The organism is Arsenicibacter rosenii (assembly GCF_001870735.1).
GTDB lineage: Bacteria > Bacteroidota > Bacteroidia > Cytophagales > Spirosomataceae > Arsenicibacter > Arsenicibacter rosenii.
The window spans coordinates 52924-70875 of the sequence record NZ_MORL01000010.1; the positions used below are offsets into that span (position 1 = coordinate 52924).

5 protein-coding genes are annotated in these 17952 nt (G+C 49.1%); all 5 read left to right on the forward strand.

From position 1 onward, the window contains the following. The first annotated feature begins 86 nt into the window (after positions 1-86). The 5 genes from BLX24_RS18265 (at position 87) to BLX24_RS32200 (ending at position 17852) form a co-directional block, all read left to right on the forward strand. Positions 87-4145, forward strand: coding sequence for a S8 family serine peptidase (locus tag BLX24_RS18265; RefSeq protein WP_071504631.1), 4059 nt, complete (start codon positions 87-89; stop codon positions 4143-4145). Positions 4146-4404: 259 nt separating this feature from the next. Next, positions 4405-7026 carry a S8 family serine peptidase gene (locus tag BLX24_RS18270; RefSeq protein WP_229201841.1) on the forward strand — a complete coding sequence of 874 codons (2622 nt, stop codon included), beginning with the start codon at positions 4405-4407 and terminating at the stop codon, positions 7024-7026. A gap of 233 nt (positions 7027-7259) precedes the next feature. Then, entirely contained in the window at positions 7260-8120 is an 861-nt protein-coding gene (locus BLX24_RS18275; protein WP_143092710.1) for a hypothetical protein, read from the forward strand. A 302-nt stretch (positions 8121-8422) separates the two neighbouring features. Continuing rightward, entirely contained in the window at positions 8423-9541 is a 1119-nt protein-coding gene (locus tag BLX24_RS18280; RefSeq protein ID WP_083422047.1) for a TlpA family protein disulfide reductase, read from the forward strand. Positions 9542-10112: 571 nt separating this feature from the next. Beyond that, positions 10113-17852: an Ig-like domain-containing protein gene (locus BLX24_RS32200; RefSeq protein WP_143092711.1), complete on the forward strand. Its 7740-nt coding sequence runs from the start codon at positions 10113-10115 to the stop codon at positions 17850-17852. Positions 17853-17952: the final 100 nt, after the last annotated feature.

Genomic DNA, 17952 nt, shown 5'->3' on the forward strand with positions numbered 1-17952 from the left:
AGTGACTAATACAAAAAGTTAAACTTAGTGCGTCTTTCTGATAGCATCAACAGTCTTTTGGCCTTATCGTAAGTTCTTATCCTAACATGAAAAAACACTACTGCTGCCTGCATCTATGTCTGCTTCTTTTTTTACAAGTTGCTGGTATTCAGGCTTTAAAGGCACAGCCGTTGCCTCATTATACGAGTGGTCAGAAGGCTACTCTCAAAACACTTCAGAAGCAAATAAAGGACAATCAACAAAAGAATTACGAACTGGCAAGGACACAGGCCGTTAATCAGGGACGCCCGTTACTGGGAAACCTGGGCAACGGACGGGCTTTTGCCCTCGACGGCATTGATGAGGCCGGAAACCTGCTGTATGTGGCCAGTACCAGCACAACCAAGGCCGGGATCACTACCCGTACGAACAGTTTGTATGCAGGAGGTAGCATCGGGGTAAATCTGTCTGGCAGCAGTACAACCGTTCAGAACCGGATGGGTATGTGGGAGGTTCGGGGTAAGCCCAGAGCCAGTCATGTGGAGTTTGGCAGCCGCCTCCTCCAGCGTGATAATCCGACGAGTACCGATGCGACCGGGAATCAGCATTCTACACACGTATCCGGTATCCTGATGGCGGCCGGTAAGAATCCGCTGGTCCGTGGGATGGCCTATGGGGCCAATCTGCAGGCCTATGATCAAACCAACGACGTTTCGGAGATGACTACGGTTGCGGCCGATCTGCTGGTGTCTAACCACTCCTACGGGACTATTTCCGGCTGGAATTATAACTCAAGCCGTAGTGGCTCGATCTTTTGGGAGTGGTACGGAGATACGACCATCAGTGCCACCGAAGACTATAAATTCGGTTTTTATAATTCGCAGGCACAAAGCTGGGACCGTATTTCATACAATGCGCCCTACTACCTCATTGTCAAGGCAGCCGGTAATGAGCGGGGAGATTCCGGCCCGGGCGCTAATCAGCCGTATTACCTTGTCAATCACGGCAACCGTATCAGCACCCGCCCCCGATACGACCAGAATGCCTATGACCTGATCAGTACGTATGGGACTGCCAAAAACATCCTGACTGTCGGTGCCATTTCGAATACATTGAATGGCTATAATCAGCCGGGAGACGTAAAACTGGGCAGTTTCAGTAGCTGGGGACCAACCGACGACGGCCGGATCAAACCGGATATTACCGGCGTAGGGGTGAGTGTCTTGTCAACCTACAACACAACTGACAGTAGCTATGCGGTTCTGGATGGTACCTCAATGGCGACCCCCAACGTAACCGGCTCACTGTTGTTGTTGCAGGAATATTACAACCAGCTTAACGCCGGAAAATTTATGCGCTCGTCGACCCTGAAAGGGTTAGTTTTACATACCGCCGATGAAGCCGGTGACACGCCCGGCCCCGACTATCGCTTTGGCTGGGGCCTGCTGGATGTTGAACAGGCGGCCAAAGTCATTAAAAACGATTTGCAGAATCACCTGCTGGAAGAACGGACACTGGCACAGGGCGAAACCTATACACGGCAGGTCACTGCATCCGGCAGAGGCCCGTTAATGGTCACAATTTGCTGGACAGATCCGGAAGGGACACCATCTGCCGTCAATTCCGGCGTGATCAACAACCGGGCGCCGAAACTCATTAATGACCTGGATATTCGTGTCAGCGACGGGCAGCAGACCGTTCTGCCGTGGATACTTGATCCCGAGAGTCCATCACAGCCTGCGCAGCGGGGCGACAATATCCGGGATAATATTGAACAGGTGCTGATTCCGGCGGCAGTACCTGGCCGCTCATACACGATTACCATCACCCATAAAGGTAATCTGGGTGGAACAAGACAAGATTATGCCTTGATCGCCAGTGGTGTGGGAACCCTCACGTATTGTGCGTCGGCACCGGCTTCATCGGCTGATAGTAAAGTGCTGGGTTTTCAGCTAGGCCAAACACAGCAGAAAGGAAGCGATAACTGTACTACGTATACCGACCTGACCCGGACAATCATTGATGTGCAGCCCGGGCAGACGCTGCCGTTTTCGGTAAGTGTCGGTACCTGTGGAACACCGCAGAATACCATCCTGCGCGTTTTTGCCGACTGGAATCAAAACGGCAGCTTTTCGGATGCCGGCGATACCCTGGCTACTTCCGGGGTGTTAACGGGCGTAACTGCCTTTTCCCGTAATGTTCTGATTCCCTCAACCGTTAGCAGCGGGCAGCTGATCCGGGTGCGGCTGGTCTTGTCCGAAACAAACAGCCCTGCCTCCGTGTCAGCCTGTGGTACTTATGCAAAAGGCGAAACTATGGAGTGGCTGGTGCGTACGATCCGGTCGGCAACTGATGTAGGTGTAACGGCGCTGGTTTCGCCGGATAACGCGTTTTGCCGGGTAACGGATGAGATTCCGGTAGCGGTCCGGATCAGAAACTACGGCACCGATACACAGCAGAATGTACCGGTCCGTGTCCGTATTGCCGATGCGGCCAACACTACCCTGACGGTTTTAACCGGTACATTACCGGTTATCAATGGATTTAATGACGCTTTGTTTACCATCAATGTTGCTGCCAGCCGGTTTACGGCAGGCCAGAGCTACCGCTTTGAGGCCACAACCGAACTTGCCAGTGATCAGAACCCGGCCAATAATACCTTTGTTGAGTCACGGACGGTTGCGGCAGCATCTATACCATCCGCTTTAGCAGCGCTCCAATGCGGAACCGATACCGTTGTGGCACTGACCAACAACGGGCAGGGAACTGCTTTCTGGTATGATGCGGCGGCAAACGGTAATTTGCTGGCAGTTGGTAACCGGACTACTACGAACATAAAGCCTGTCAGTAACACCTACTTTGTTTCACTGAATGACTTTAGCGGGACGCTGGGACCGGTGAGCAAGTATGTGTTTGGCGGAGGATCGTATGCCGGGAATTTCGGGCCCTCTCCGCTGCTTTCTACCAGAATACCGGTTGTTCTGGAGTCGGCCAGACTCTACATTGCCAGTGCCGGACGGCTGACCTTTACCGTGCGCCGGTTAGATGATGTAGCGGTTTCGAGCGTTTCGCTGGACGTTGCCCCAACGCGTAATACCAGTCTGACCGCCGTTAATGCCAACGGCCAGTTACTGGATGACCCTAATGACCAGGGGGCTCAGTATCCCCTTAATCTACGCATTCCGGCTGCGGGCGATTATAAAATCACGATTGAATACGAAGGCGGTGCGTCGATTTACCGGAGTAATGTGGGCGTAAGCGGCTTTCCCTATCGGCTCACAGCGCCAAACGGGATGACGGTTGTCAGCACGAAAGGAGCGCTATTTCCGCAAAACGGACGGGTTGATACCCTTACGACCGCCTGGTATTACCTGTACAATCTGAAAGTACGGTCCCTCGACTGCCCGTCAGCACAGCGTGTGGCGGTAACAAAAAGCGGCGGTACAGCCCCGACGGCTTTAGTAACGGTAAATGGGCCAACAACAATTTGCCGTGGTTCGTCGGTGCTTTTACAGGCCAATACGGGTAGTAATCTGTCATACCAATGGTTCAGAAACAATCAGGCTATTTCAGGGGCTGTGTCAAGCAGTTACCGGGCAACGGATGAGGGGGGATATTTGGTACAGGTGTCCAACAACTGCCAGCCCGCCAGCTCTCAGACCGTTCAGTTGAGTGTCAATGACCCTGTGGCCCCGTTGATTACGCTCAATGGTTTTGTGTTGTCCTCTAATTCGGTGACAGGCAATCAGTGGCTGTTAAACGGGGTACCGATTACGGGAGCAACGGGACAAAGCTATACGGCCGTTCAGTCAGGGCGCTACTCGGTACGGGTGAATGCAAACGGATGCGGCGAGTTGATCTCAACAGAGTTGTCGGTAATTATTCTGGGTCTGGAAGAAACGGCGGCAGGTATACAGCTATACCCTAACCCGACAGCTAACTACCTGACGGTAACCCTTGATGCGGCCATCGCCAAGACCCGGCCGACTACGCTGATTCTGACAAATACGGAAGGAATCCGGGTAAAAACGGGGTCGATGAAACGAGACGGAAAAAATTATTCAGGGACGCTTGATTTGACGTCTTTGTCAGGCGGTATATTTTTTGTGACTGTTCAGGATAACCAGGGTCAAATACTGGGAGTAAAACGAGTTCTTAAACAGTAAATTTTTCGTTCTGAAACGATTTCTTACATATACTAACACGCACGTGCCGATTTCTTATGATGCTGTTTGTCAGGTAGCAATCAGCATCATAAGGGGTGTTTTTTGTTGTCTTCTGACAACAGGTATGGTTGTGTCGCAGACTCTTCCGGAGTCTCATGAAGGGGAGCTAAGTCCCTATATTGCTAACCGGAAGGAAGCTTTCAAACTGGCACAAAAGTATAATTGGCCTATCCGCAAAAACTATTCCAATGGACGGATTATGCAATTGCAGGGTATTGACCAGACCGGCCATCCAATTTATTACATTACGCACAATGCGTTGGCGGCGCAGACTACACGGACAACGGCTTTATGGCCGGGTGGCTCGCTCGGAACCGCCTTAAGCGGGGCTTCGGCATTTATGTCGGGGAAACTGGGCATGTGGGACGGTGGGCAGGCTCTGGGCACACATCAGGAGTTTGCCGGTACCGGAACGACAAGAATCATGCAGATGGATCAGTCGACACTGGTTAATGAACATACCACGCATCTGGCAGGCACCCTGATTGCCAAAGGCGTAAATACACAGGCAAAAGGCATGGCATTTGGTGCCAACCTGCGTGTATGGGATTTTAACGACGATATTGCCGAAATCGGAACGGCAGCTAAAGACCTCCTGCTCTCAAATCACTCGTATGGGCCTGTTGCAGGCTGGGTATACAACGCAGACCGTCCCGGTAATGATCCTGACCAGAAATGGGAGTGGTGGGGCAATACCAGCATTAGTCAGGTAGAGGATTATCAGTTCGGGTTTTACTCCTCTCGCTCAAGTGATATTGACCGGATTGCTTACAGTAACCCGTATTACCTGATGGTCCGGTCGGCCGATAACAAGCATACCGAAACCGGCCCGCCGGCGGGTGTAGCCTATTATCTGCGTAATTCCGCAGAAAAGAGTACCGTTAATCGCAGCCGGAACGATGGTTACGATGTAATCGCAGGGGAGGCTAACGCAAAAAACGTGTTGACAGTTGGTTCGGCCGAGGCCGTACTACAGAACAATCAGCCCGTTTCGTTCAACATTGCGGCTTACAGCGGCTGGGGACCAACCGATGACGGTCGTATTAAACCGGATTTACTGGGCGCAGGGACAAAACTGTATTCAACCATTTCATCGGCAACGAATGCCTATGGTACCAATACCGGTACGTCAATGGCTAGTGCGAACGTAACCGGCTCCTTGTTATTGCTTCAGGAGCTATACGCCCGTCTTCAGAACAGCAGTAGTGAAGGCCGGTTTATGCGGGCGGCTACGTTACGGGGACTGGCCATTCATAGCGCCGACCGGATAAATGCCTCCGGAGCCATTCAGGCTGGCATCGGTCCGGACTATAAACAAGGCTGGGGCGTGCTGAACATGGAAAAGGCCGGAGCTATATTGCTGAACACAACCGGTTCTCATTTGCTGACCGAGCAAATCCTGCAACAAGGCGGAAAATATACTACCCAAATCAAAGCACAGGGAAACGAACCTCTGGTTGTAACAATCTGCTGGACAGATCCTGAGGCCATCGGGACTGCGGCAAACAGCCTGAATGTCGACAACCGGACACCAAAACTGGTTAATGATCTGGATGTTCGCCTGTCAGATAATCAGACCACGGCTTCGCCCTGGGTGCTTGACCCTGCGAACCCCGATCTGGCTGCTACAACCGGCGATAACATCCGGGACAATGTAGAGCAGATTGTGATTAAAAATCCGGTAGCCGGAAAGGTATATACACTTACTGTTTCCCACAAAGGACAATTAAAATACAATGCACAGCCGTTTTCATTGATCATAAGTGGTTTATCAAGGAAAGCCTGTTTGCTGACGGTCGGGATTACACCGAACAAGGATACGACTTTCTGTGCAGGTACATCCATAACCTTACAGACCGATCAGACAAAGATAGCCTCATCGGGCGGACAGGTTTCTTCCCTGACCTATGAATGGCTCAAAAACGGTATTGCGTCAGGCACGGCGGGGGGGGCTGCTTATCAGGTAACACAGGCCGGGACGTATGCTGTCCGGGTAACAGACAGTAACGGATGTGCCGGAACGTCTGCTCCTGTTGTTGTTCAGCTCATTACACCGACCGCTACCTTGACACCCTCAGCCGATCAGTGGTTATGCGAAGGACGCACGAGCGTACAGATTGCTGCCAGCGCAGAAGCCGGTACCCAATTTGAATGGCTGCGAAACGGACAGATCATTTCCGGTAGCCGCAGTCAGTCTGTTTTAGCGACGCAAACCGGCTTATATCAGGTACGGATCACGCAGCAAGGATGCCAGCGGTTACTGGAGGGCGTACGGGTCGGTACGGCAGCAACGCAATCGCTTGAAATTTTGCCTGATAATCAACTTATTAACTTGCCAAGGGGCGCCAGTATTCAGCTAAATGCACCAGAGGGGGATTTTAAAAGTTATCAGTGGCTACGCAACGATTTGGTGATTAATGGCGCCACAAAAGATAATATATCCGTTAATGAACCTGGAATCTATAAAGTAAAGCTTACACAGAGCCTTTGTGTTATTCTGTCACAAGGCCGTATTATCAAGTGGAGCGACGATATATCCGGTGACTCACTTATGTCAATATCTGCCGATAGTACACTAACCATTTATCCGAACCCTGCGCATCAATATATACATATAAAGTACAAGTACCCGAAAGCCACAAAAATGAGCCTGACCGTATATGATGTAGCGGGAGGAGTATATTCAGAAAATTTGCCCATGACACTAGTGAATGACACCTTTGAATACCGGGTAGATATCAGTGCGCTACCGTTAGGTTATTATTTTATACGATTGTACGACGGATATCGTTTTAAGAATGCACGTTTTTTTAAGTATTAATACTGGTTTTCAATAGTTTATATTTCAGAGATTACAAATATGAACCTTTATGAACGGTTAATGCCCGGCTATTCAATCAATATAACTTGCCCGGACGACGATTTATCGCGTACTTTACCATAGAAAAAGCTAATAATCTATTATTGGATATACTTTTATTTAACTGTATGAAATCTCGTCCAGCCCTCTCTTCGGTTTTTGTTCGGTGGGGATTTTTGTTAATCATGCTTTGCATGACTATAGCCACAACCGTTAATGCACAAAGCACCCTGGCGTTACTTGACCCCTCTTACGATTGTAATACCCGACAACTGACATTCCGGACAAGCGGAGGTGATGGTTCTTCAGTTGAATATATGGCACCAGGCGTTACCGGCTGGACAACGAAAGCCGCAAATGTACTGGATGCGTCAACCGCTGCTGATGGCTCGGTTACGGTTATTAAGTTATTTGCCCGTCAGGGTGGCAACGTTGTCAGCCGTGATTTTAACATCCGTCAGCTCTGTGGCAGTACCGGCGTTGTTCCGCCGAATAAAACCGGTGATATCGGTTCTACGGATATTACTCTGGCTGACCCGTCATACGATTGTAATACCCGTCAATTGGTTTTCCGGACAAGTGGCGGTAATGGCAGTACGGTTGAGTATATGGCACCAGGCGTTACCGGCTGGACAACGAATGCGACAAACGTTGTTGATGCCGGAACCGCTGCTGATGGCTCAGTTACGGTTATTAAGTTATTTGCCCGCCAGAGCGGCAAGATTGTTAGCCGTGACTTTAACATCCGTCAGCTTTGCGGAAGTACAGGTGTTGTGCCTCCGAACAAAACAGGCGATACCGGCAGTACCAATCTGACGCTGGTTGCTCCTTCCTACAACTGCTCTACCCGCCAGTTAACGTTTCAGACCAGCGGTGGTAACGGCAGTACGGTTGAGTACATGGCCCCTGGTGTTACCGGCTGGACAACGAATGCGACCAGCACTGTGGATGCCGCAACGGTGACTGATCCGTCAGCGTCGGCGTTAATGCTATTTGCCCGCCAAAGCGGTAAAGTCGTATCCTACAAATTCAATCTGAAAGATACCTGCAAATAATTCTATGCCTGCCTGAAGAGGGTAGGGGAGGGGGGAATGTCATCGTCTTCAATGGCTCGCTAATCATAGCGGGCCACTTTCAATATACAACCATCGTAGAAACTGAATTAGTCATGTTACAAATGCGGACAAACGTATTGTTGAGTTTGCTACTCGTATTACCATATGTACTCATCGCTCAGACGAAGACACCTGTAAAAAAAGCGGCCCCCGCACAAATCAAAAAAACAGTTCCTGCACCAGCCCCTCAGGCTACTCATCCGCCGGAACCTGATTACATAAAACTCGGTGGTATTGCATTCATGAAGGAACCGATCGACACTGTGTTTGCCCGTGCCAGAAAAGCTGGTAAACCTGTATTTGTCGAAATCTATTCCCCCGATTGTCACACCTGCCAAAGCTTTATGCCGATACTCGCCAGTAAAAAAGTCGGAGATGTCTACAATCAGTATTTTGTAAGTAAGAAGCTTGACTTGATGCAGAAACCAACACAGGAGTGGCTGGAGAGGAAAAAGCTTTATATCCCGTCAATTCCAATGTTTCTGTTTTTTGATGCAGATGGGAACCTGCTTCATGCTACAATGACTAATAACGGTCCTGATGAGATTAATGGCCGGGCTGCGGCCGCTTTGGATCCACGCTACCGGAGCCAACAATATCCGGACCGTTTTGCCGCCGGCGAACGCGGAGCTGATTTCCTGATCGAGTACGGTCTTTTTACAAAGATTATCAAAGATACAACGGCAAACTCACGGGTCATGGAAGAGTATGCCAAACAACAGCCGGCTACTGAATATGCTAACGGAACAAACTGGCTGGTGCTGCAAAAGGTAATTATGGATTACACAAATCCCATTGCCCAGTACCTGATCAATAACCAGGCAGCTTACAAACAGTATGGCGAGGGGACAGCCCGGGAGGTTGCTGAGAATTTATTGCTTTCTTCCCTGTATAGTCCGCAGGCAGCCCGTTTTGCACCGGAGAAAATCCAGCAGATTCGCGAGCAGTTAGTAAAGATTGGTGTCGATCCTAAAATTGCTAATGCACGGACATTGATGCAGGAGATCAATGCCTATATCTACCACAATAAGACCAATATGGCTGCTGCACGAATGGATAAGCATGTAAATGAGTTTCCATTAAGTGCGCCGGAATTTCTTTACGTAGCGCACTTCTTTAATGCTAACAGTAAAGACGGCAGCGATGCCCCGTCAACGATTAAATGGCTTGAAAAAGCCCTTGCGTTACCTAAGCTGGAGCCTGCCCAAAAAGCAGATCTTTATTTTGAACTCGCCGATGCCTACAAACGGGCAAACCAGACGCAGGAAGCCCTGAAAGCTGCCAATAGTTCACTGGCGGTAGCACAAAGTGCAAAGCTGAATACAAAGAAATATGCTGATCAGGTAGATAAACTGAAATAGGATTTTTCTTATTCCGATAAACGGGAGACCATCCGAAAACGAGGTTTTGACAATTTAAGCTCACGAATGAATTTCCGGACAATTGAAAAAAAATAACACAAAAACGCTAGAGAAACTACAGATTGTATAGAAGGGGTATATTAAAAGGTATACTTAATATATATAGTTTATGTTTAACGACGACTTTGTTAAAAAATTTTCAATCACAGCCAGAAATTAGCTTATAATTCAAACACTTTTTTTTTATTTGCATCCCGATGTGAGATTGTGCTAATAGTGCATATAACGTTCATGGAGAAAAAAAAGTCTATTCGTATGGTAGGTTGTATGCTCAGAGCGCGTCTTTTATTATTAATCATTAACCCTAACACCGTTTCGCCTATGATTTAACCACTGTCTGTAAACCTATTCGCATTCACTGAAGCTCTCTGTTGAAATGAAGCAGTTCATCTGCTTAAAAGCTATGGCACCCGCCACCCGTTACGGTTCAGAAAAACCGGTAAATCAGGCCTTTAAGCCTGATCACGCTAATTCACAAACAAAATCTATTTTAAACACTTAATTGCTGTTTATGTCTTCACGATTATACTTAGCTAAGATAACCGTTTGGCTATTGCTTATGCTGGGTGGGTATGGAGTGGTACAGGCACAGAACTCAATTACGAGCCTATCTCTTACGGGTGGTTCTAATTTGACGGCGGCTTGTGGTGGAACGACAATAACAATCGTGCCATCTATCCAGACAACAAACCCAACAACTGTGACGGCTGTCGTTTACTCTCCTGTTCTGAATGGGATTGTACAACCGCAGTTTAACGGATCAGGTGTCGGTTTTAATGGTTCATACACCCTCCCTGGTGTGACTACCTCGTCAACGCTAGTTGTTCAGGCTACAGGTTACTTCTCGAACGGTACGTCAAGTACCGCGTCTTTAACGATTGGTGTATATCCATCAATTCAGACGCCGGTAAGTACAACTGTTTCGCCTGCCGCTATCTGTGCCGGTGGTAGCTCATCTATTACTGTCCCATCGGATCTGACGATTCAAAGTGCGTCTGGTCCTGGTTTCCTGGCGTTGGTATCTCCAACTCCGACAAATGTTCTGAATGTAACTACGTCTGCAGCTGCCTCTGGTATCCAGACGTATTCACTGGTTGTGTCAAATGCATCTGGTTGTACGGCGTTAGCTACGGCTAACTTAAACGTAAACCCGATTCCAACGGTTTCAATTACATTTAGCAATACGCTGTTGAATTGTACAAACCCTGCTACAGTTGCAACGGCTAATGTTACGCCTGCCGGTTCATATACGTATGTATGGTCTGGTGTTAGCAGTTCTACTACAAATACATCCTCTTATACTTATACCGGCTCAGGTACTGGACCATTAGCGTTCTCTGTTCTGGTAACAAGTGCAGGTGGTTGTACGGCAACTGCATCCGCTTCTGTTACAGCTGACCGCGTCGCTCCGGCTAACGGCCCTTCTGTATCTATTGTTTCTGCTGGTACATTCAGCAGCACACTGGTTGATGCTTCAACGGCTAGTGCCAGTGCATCCGGCACGGTTTGTCAGGGCACAACACTTGCACTGAGCATTTCCGGATGTGTAGCGCAAGCGCCATCATCGACGTCAACAACAAATAACGATCCGGTTATTTTTGTGACAGGTCCTGGCGGAACGACAATCATCGGGGCTACAACAAGCACAACGATTGCCGGTGCTCCTGGTATCAACGTGTTTGCGATCCCAACGAACATTGTAACAGGTGCTGGTTCTCCATTCGTCTATACAATCCCATGTATCGGTGCTAATGGTTGCCAGAGCACAAATGTTGCTACACTGACGTTGACTGTTAACCCGACGCCTGCTGCTCCAGCGGCAATTGCTCCTCAGGTAGTTTGTGCCGGTACCATTGCCAGCCTGACAACAAGCTGCGCTTCGTCTACAGCGGTGTTCAGCGGTGCAACGTCATTTACAGGGAACAGCTTAACTGTAGCTACAACAGGTATCACGTCAGCAACTACGTTGACATATACTGTCGTTTGTACAAACGCTTCAGGTTGCTCTAGCTCTGCTATCACAACAACATTGACAGTTAACCCTGTTCCTAACGCTGCTGCCTTAACAGTAACTGCCGGAACAACAACTAACGTTGCGGGTGGCGCTCTTGGCAGTGTATCTGTTTGCTCAGGTACATCACTGACAATTGCTACAAACTGTTTGATTGGTACGACAACAAGCTCAACGGCTGTTGGCTCTAACCCGCCATTGATTGGTCAGAATACTGGCTTCAACGGTGTCGATAGCGGTACTGCCGGTGTTGGTTCAGGTTCAGGTACAACGCCTGGTAACTCAACTACATCTCTGGTAAACGCCAGCTTCGTTGGTTCGTTCACGGCTACTACAACGCAGACATACGTTTATACATTCGTATGTACAAACACTGCCGGTTGTACAAGCCCAACCACTACTACATTGTCTGTAACGGTTAATCCGGTTCCTGCTGCGCCAACATTGGGTAGCTTCGCAGGTGGTTTAGCTGGTACATCAACTACGCTTTGCGCTTCTAACACGGTTCGCCGTTTTGCCTTCTCTTGTCCAACTGGTGGTAGCCCACTCGCTCTGACAGCTGGTACAGGTACAGGTCTTACAAATACGGCGGGTAGCTTGACCATTGCAGCTGGTTCTTCAGGAACTTATAGCTTCACTGGTCTGTGTGCAACATCATCTTGTACAAGCGTAGGTACGCCGTTTAGCTTCACAATTGCTCCGGCTCCTAATGCTGCTGCTCTGACAGTAACAGGTGGTGTTCCGTCACCGGTTAACGTGGCTGCTGCCGGTGGTAGCGCCGTGACAGTATGTGCTGGTAGCACACTGGCCGTTCAAACTAACTGTTTGATCAGCACAGGTACAATCAGCTCGTCAAATGTTGGTAACCCGCCGTTCATCGGTTCAGGTGGTGGTTCAGGTGTTGACCAGGGTGGTTCAGGTACAGGTGTAACAGGTGGTGGTACTACTATCCCTGGCTCTACAACGAATGCCTTTGCGTCGTTCTCTGCTACATTTACGCAGATCACGACATCGCCGCTGGTTTATACATTCGTATGTCAGAATGCTTCAGGCTGTACTAGCCTTTCAGTAACAAGCCTGACTGTATCGGTAACGTCACAACCACAAGCGCCTACAGTTTCTGGTTTCACAGCAGCAACACTTTGCCAAAGCACAACACCACTAGCGGCTGTTGCTTCATGTGCTACAGGTGAAACTGCCTATGTAACAGTTACAGGTTCAGGTCTGACAGTATCAGGTGCTCCGGGTCAGTCAACAACGGCTATCGTTGCTGCTGGCTCAACAGGTACATTTGGATATACTGCGGTTTGCGGTACATCTTCATGCACAAGCACAGCGGTAACACGTAGCTTTGTTATCGTGCCAACGGCTAATAACGCATCACTTACTGTAACAGGTGGTACAGGTGCTAATATTGCAGGTGGTGGTGCAGGCAGCGTTTCAATTTGCTCAGGTAACTCCCTGACAATTGCTACAAACTGTGCAATCGGTACAACAACAAGCTCAACTGCCGGTACATCTAACCCGCCATTGATTGGTCAGAATACTGGCTTCAACGGTGTCGATAGCGGTACTGCCGGTGTTGGTTCAGGTTCAGGTACAACGCCTGGTAACTCAACTACATCTCTGGTAAACGCCAGCTTCGTTGGTTCATTCACGGCAACAACAACACAGACGTATGTGTACACATTCGTATGTACAAATACAGCTGGTTGTACAAGCTTATCCGTAACAACACTGTCGATTACAGTTAACCCAACTCCTGCAGCACCAACCGTTGGTGGCTTCGCAGGTGGCTTAGCCGCTTCGTCGACAACATTGTGCCAGTCTAGCTCAGTTCGTCGTTTTGCCTTCTCTTGCCCTACCGGTGGTAGCCCGATCGCTCTGGCAGCTGGTACAGGTACAGGTATTACAAACACGGCTGGTAGCGTAACTATCGCAGCTGGTTCTACAGGAACGTATAGCTTTACCGGCCTGTGTGCAACTTCATCTTGCACAAGCGTAGGTACGCCATATAGCTTCACTGTTGTTCCTTCTGCTCCAAACGCATCGCTGACCGTATTAGGTGGTACACCAACTCCAGCTCTGGCAAATGCAGTTTCTGTATGTTCAGGTCAGTCTCTGACAATCCTGACAAACTGCCAGATCGGTGTTTCATCGAACACATCGCCAGGTGCTACTAACCCGCCATTGATTGGTGGTAACACAGGTGGTTCAGGTATAGATCAAGGTACTTCAGGAACAGTTTCAACTGGTGGCGGTACAGCTCCTGGTTCAACGACAGCTCCGGTTAACGCCTTCTTCACTGCTACGTTTACATCAGCTACAACACAATCGTATGTTTACACATTCGTTTGTACGAATGCATCTGGTTGTTCAAGCACGGCGGTAACAAGCCTGTCAATCACAGTGAACCCGACGCCAGGTGCAGCTACAGTTGCTGGTATCAGCAGTGCAAGCATCTGCCAGTCTACGTCGCCAATCAACATTACAGCTACTTGCTCAAGCGCAAGCGCAGTTGTTACTGGCAGCGGTACAGGTTTCTCAACAGGTACAGTAGGTACTACAACAATCTCTACAATCCCTGCTAACGCAACGGGTGTATATGGTTACACAGTAGTATGTACAAATGCTTCAGGTTGCGCAGCTACACCACAGGTATACAGCCTGACAGTAGTTCCTGCTCCAAACGTAGCGTCTATCACGCTGGTTAACGCTGGTACAGGTTCGCTGATTTCTGGTGCTTCTGCAACAGTATGTTCAGGTCAGTCGCTGACTGTATTGACAAACTGCTTCGTTAGCTCATCAACAACAGCTACTACCATTACTAACAACCCTCCATTCCAGAGTGGTTCTAACGGTATTGGTGGCTCAATTGGTGGTGGTTCAGTAGGTGGTGGTGTAACAACAAATAACAATGCGTTCTACACAGCTACGTTCTCATCGGCTACAACACAGACGTATGTATACACATTAGTTTGTACAAATGCAGCTGGTTGTTCTAGCACAGCGGTGACAAGCTTCTCGGTAACGGTTAACCCGACACCGGCAGCTCCGACTCCTGCCGCCACATACGTAGCTTGCCAGGGCACAGCTCCGATCTCAGTATCGGCTAACTGTCCAACAGGTACTACACTGATCGGTGGCCGAATCTCTGGAACAAATATAGCTCCAGGTAATACGACTGCAACGGCTGGTGTTTACACAATTGCTACCAGCGCGACAGGTGTAGGCAGCTATACAATTGCCTGCCAGAACTCGTCAGGATGTGTGAGTGAAGTGAAAACGTTCACTGCAACTGTAAACGTTGCGCCTGCAAACGCAACAATTACAGCTTCAGCTAGCGGTAACACAATCAACAACATCGTTGGTAATTCTAATCAGACACTGACAATCTGCCGTAACACGCCGGTTTCTCTGACAATCGCTGGTTGTACAAGTGTGGTTATCCCTGGTCAAGGTACTATCTCTGGTGGTATCTCAGTGAGTAACACAGGTGCAGTTGGTGGTATCAGCGGTGGTGGTACTTCAGGAACATTGTCAAATACATTGGTTGGTACATTACCAACAGTAGGTATCCCGACAGGTGTTTACACAGTAACACTGGCTTGCCAGTCGCCATCAGGCTGTACAAGCACACTGATATCCAGCTTCTCGCTGAATATCACAGATGCTCCGACAGCTAGCGTATCTGTTTCAGGTTTTGCTTCGACTTGTGGTGCTGGCAACGCTACAAACGCTACCGGTACATTGTCATGTGCTACCGGTTATGTATCATACACTGTAACAATGGCAAGCGGTTCAACAGCAATCACTGGTACTTCAGTTGTAAACTACACAGCGGCAACACCTGGTGCTTACACCGTTGCTGCTCAGTGCGCGACAACGCCAACTTGCCTTGGCCCTGTGTCAACGGTATCGTTCAACAACCGTGTAGCTACACCAGCTCCAACAAACGTGGCAACGCTGCCTAACGCAATCTGCGCAGGTACGTCAAGCGTATTGTCAGCAGGTGGTTGCACAGGTGGTGTGATCAATTGGTACGAACAAGGTTCAAATACAGTAATCGGTACAGGTGCTTCACTGACAGTTTCTCCAACTGCCACAACATCTTACCAGGCTAGCTGTTCATTAAACGGTTGTGCAAGTGTTAAAACGACAGCAGTAACCATTACTGTTCTGCCAATGCCTAGTGGTGTTCCATCAATCCAGGCGCTGCCAAACCCTGTAGCTCCAGGTGCTTCAGTAACACTGACAGCATTCGGTTGCCCGGCTGGTTCGCAAGTGATCTTCTATACAGACGCTGCGGGTACAGTTGAAGCAGGACGTAGCGCAACAGGCTCACTGGTGGTTAACCCAACTGTAAACACAACGTACTACGGTGCTTGCTTCAACGGTACTTGCCGTGGTATGGTTAGCACAGGTGGTACACCGGTTACAGTTCAGGCTTGTAACTTCGTTGCTAACGTTACACCATCTTCGGCAACACTTTGCCCGGGTGGTAGCGTAGTTCTGACTTCATCAGGCGGTTCAAGCTATGTATGGAGCAACGGCGCTGGTAATGTTCAGTCAATCACTGTTCAGGCTCCGGGCGTTTACAACGTAATCGTAACGAACGCTTCAGGCTGTACAGCACTGGCGAGCGCAACAGTAGTAGCAGGTTCTGCTCCGGTTGTTGGTATCACTGGTAACACAAATATCGTACAAGGCCAGACTGCAGTTCTGACTGCAACAGGCGGTGTAACATATCTGTGGAACACAGGTGCTACAACACCGACAATCTCTACACAAACAGGTGGTGTATACAGCGTAACAGTAACGTCTCTGGCAGGTTGCTCAGCTTCAGGTCAGACAACTGTAACCGTAACGCCGCTGCCGGCTGCTCCTTCAGTAACGCCAGGTACAAACCTGCAGGCTTGCTTAGGTCAGAACGTATTGTTGACAGCTGCCTGCGCAACAGGTACACCACGTTTCAACCGTGGCAACGCTTCGTTCAACCAGCCAACATACTCGGTAGAAAGCCCGGTAACAGGTACAGTTTCTATCAACGTAGTCTGCGTTGTGAACGGTGTTGAAGGTGCAGCTACTCCGGTAACTGTAGCATTCAACGCATCACCAAACGTATCGATTGCCGGTGACGGTAAGATTTGCGTAACAAGTGGTGTCGTAACAGGCGCTACACTGACAGCTACCGGTGCGGCTAGCTACCTGTGGAGCAATGGTGCAACAACACCAACGATCACAGTAACTACTCCAGGTGTAATCAGTGTAACAGGTACAACTGCAGGTTGCTCTAACATTGCTCAGACTACAACATTCTCTGCAGTGTGTGGTACTGGTCAGGCGCTGGCAATCACAGGTGCATCGATCAACTGTACAACTCGTCAAATCACAATCAACACAGTTGGTGGTGACGGAACAGCGATCCAGGGTCGTATCCTGTTAGTAACGCAATTCCAGTCAATGGCTCAGCCTCTGATCCTTGACGCGGGTGTGTTTGCAGAACGTAAGCCTGTACAATTGCAAGTAATGCAGAGCGGTGTAATGTCGCCAATCTTCAACTTCGATTACAGTGCTCAGTGCTCAGGTGGTGGTACAGTAACGCCTCCTCCAACAAGCACAACGGTGACGCCTGGCAACACAATCACAGTTTGTGGTCAGCCATATGTATTAACTGGTGCTCCTTTCAGCGTATCGGCTGCATTCACATGTAACCCTGGTACAACACCACACGTTGTTAACTTCATCCCGTCAGGTGGTGTAGTTGATGCCGGTTCGGTGATTGAATTCATGAGTATTGGTATTACTCCATGGACACAGGCTTGTTCAGAAACGCTTGACTTGAACAACTTTGATAATAACACGTTTACTATCAATGCTCGTCAGCGTAATACACAAACTGGTGCTATCCTGGCAACAGCTCAAATCGTAGTATCATCTCCTTGCCAGCGTAAAGATGGTGCAGGTCGTGAGGCTACAACTGCTGATGCTCTGGATGTAACAGTTCTGGGTAACCCAACTCTGAGCGACAAGGTTGAAGTTGAAGTACGTGGTGCTGAAGGTCAGCGTCTGCAACTGCGCATGACTGATGGTCAAGGTGCTTCAGTAAGTGAAATCGCTGTAGAAAAAGCAAACTCAGTAGAACGTCAGACATTAGGTCTGGGCCGTTCAGCGGGTATGTACTTCCTGCAGGTAATCACGCCGTCGAAGGTTAAAACGGTTAAAGTTATCCGTCAATAATTAACCTTGCATATAGGAAAACCCCGCCAATTGGCGGGGTTTTCTGCTTTATGACCCAACAAAAAAGGCCCGTTATACAACGGGCCTTTTTTGTTGGCTT